The 2,349-nt window shown below is 68.5% G+C and carries 2 protein-coding genes; both read left to right on the top strand.

Going from position 1 to position 2,349, the window contains the following annotated elements:
• On the top strand, positions 1-1,280 hold a 1,280-nt coding region (locus ACMO6A_RS01270), incomplete at its 5' end, for a thiamine pyrophosphate-dependent enzyme (protein ID WP_418470672.1).
• A gap of 323 nt (positions 1,281-1,603) precedes the next feature.
• A partial coding sequence (locus ACMO6A_RS01265) for an alpha/beta fold hydrolase (protein ID WP_418470671.1) occupies positions 1,604-2,349 on the top strand: 746 nt, incomplete at its 3' end.

The raw sequence follows: 2,349 nt of genomic DNA, 5'->3' as shown, positions 1-2,349 counted from the left end.
TCGCAGGCGCGTGCCTGGGCGGGCCCGTGCACTTCAACTTCCCGTTCGACGAACCGCTCAAGCCCGACCTGCGGGTCGAAGGGCTGTTCGAAACCGGCCGAAGCGCGTTGAATGCGCCGTCCGATCTGCGCCTCATCCATCCGTCGACTTACCTCGATCCGATGGATTCCGCTCGCGTGCTCGAACTGCTGCGCGGTCGTCGGGTGCTGGTGGCGGCGGGCGAGGGGTCGTGCGCGACGACGGACGAGATGGGTGCGCTGTTGGCCTGGGCCGAGTCGTTCGAGTACCCGCTGCTGGCCGATCCGCTTTCGGGCTTGCGCACCGCCGCCGACCCGCTGGTCATCGACCGGTACGACACCGTGCTAGGCGCTCCATTCGATGCACTGGTTCCCGAGGCGGTCATCCGCTTCGGCCGTTATCCGGTGTCGAAGCGCGCCACCGCGTTTTTGGCGAACGCGGGCGCGATCAATATCGTGGTGGATCCGCTCGAGACGCGCGATTTCAACTGCGCCACCGGCGTGCACCTGCGCTGCACGCCGCTCGATTTCTCGCAAACGATGCTGGCGGCGAAGCAGGGCCTCGGCGGCGAAGATGCCGCTGACGGCCGGCAGCGCGCTTTCGCGGCGGCATGGTTGGAGGCGAACGCCGCGGCCTCCGCGCGCGTCGATGCGGTGGATGCGGTGGAGGCCGGCTTCGAAGGCGCGTTCGTGCGCCGCGTGGCCGAGCGCGCCCCGGAGGGGTCGTGCCTGTTCGCGGCGAACTCCATGAGCGTGCGCGCCCTCGACACGTTCTATGCGAAGGGCGGCAGGCGGCTGGCGGTGTTGTGCAACCGCGGGCTGAACGGCATCGACGGAACCGTGTCCACGGCGCTGGGCGCCGCGCAGCATTTCGAGCAAACGACCCTGCTCACGGGCGACTTGACGCTGCTGCACGACCTGAACGCGCTGGCGTTGCAGCGCGAGCTGCGCGTGCAGCGCGCGTCGGGCGGCCCCGATCGCAGCATCGTCATCGTGCTGCTGAACAACAACGGCGGCGGCATCTTCGACATGCTGCCCCAACGCTCGGAAGACGCGTACTTCGAGCGGCTGTTCCTCACGCCCCAGGACGTGGAGTTCGGCGCCGCCGCCCAGGCGTTCGGCGTACCGCACCGCCTGGTGGAAACCGTGGCCGAGTTCGACGCGGCCTACGACGAAGCGCTTGGCGTGCCGGGCATCTCGCTCGTCGAGGTGCGCGTGCCCCTCGAAGGCCTCCCCGAACGCTACGCCCCGTACTGGTCGTAACGGTAGGCGGCGAGTTGGGGGGGGGCAAGGCGGATGGCATGGATATCTGGCGAATGCGGTAAGCGCCCGTTCGACGACGGCGGTTCGAGCGGGGGTTTCGCGGTTCGGTTCTCAAAATGTGGCACGAATGTACGGTTAGGGCAGAAGGTTTCGACCGAGAAAAACCGCGACCTGGGATTATGTCGAGACACATCGGCTCTTCAGGTGATTTCCGAGGCGAAAGCGTGCCCAATCCGTATATCCGTGCCACATTTTGAGGTTCCGGCCGAATTCCGCGGCACGCGCTCGCCGTTTCTCGGTTGCGTGGAGCATGGCGCCGCGGCATGCGCTTTTGGGATCCGATGATGAGCGCCGTCGAGACGCGCCGCTTCTCGTGCGGTGGAGCATCCTTCTCGTTTCAGGTGTGGAAAGCGCCGGCGGCTGAGGCTTCTGCGGCCGACCTTGCGCCCGACGAGGGCTGCGCGATTGCTGCCGCGTGCCGCGAGTCCGCTGTGCCCCTTATCTTGCTGCACGGGTTCGCGCAGAGCTCGGCGTCATGGAACGCGACGGCGAGCGAGCTAGCCGCAACCGGCCGGCCGGTGTACGCCCTCGACCTGGTGGGACACGGTGGAAGCGAGCGCCCGGCCAATCCGCGCGCTTACGCGCTGGACGCGCAGGGCGAGGCGTTGCTGGCCTTCGCGCGCGTGATCGCCGATGCCGAGGGCGTCCGTCCCGCGGTTCTCGGCTACTCCATGGGCGGCCGCGTGACGCTTGCAGCGCTGCATAGCGACCCGCGCGCGTTCTCCGCGGTCATCCTGGAAGCCGCCGGGTTCGGTTCCGCCACGCAGGCCGAGCGCGAAGCGGCCGCCAAGCGCGATGCCGCCTGCGCGACCCGTCTGCGCGCCGACGGCCTGGAAGCCTTCATGGATTTCTGGGAGCAGCTGCCCCTGTTCGCCAGCCAGCGCGACCTGCCGCCGGCGCGCAGGACGGCGAGCGTTTCGAGCGTTTCCGCACGCGACGGCATGACGTGCTGGCCGGCTTGCTCGAACGTGCGCGCAAGAGCCTCGGCGTCGTTCGCCATGCGTCCGGC

Source organism: Eggerthella sp., assembly GCF_048329335.1.
Classification (GTDB): domain Bacteria; phylum Actinomycetota; class Coriobacteriia; order Coriobacteriales; family Eggerthellaceae; genus Eggerthella; species Eggerthella lenta.
This window is presented reverse-complemented; position numbering and strand designations above follow the sequence as displayed.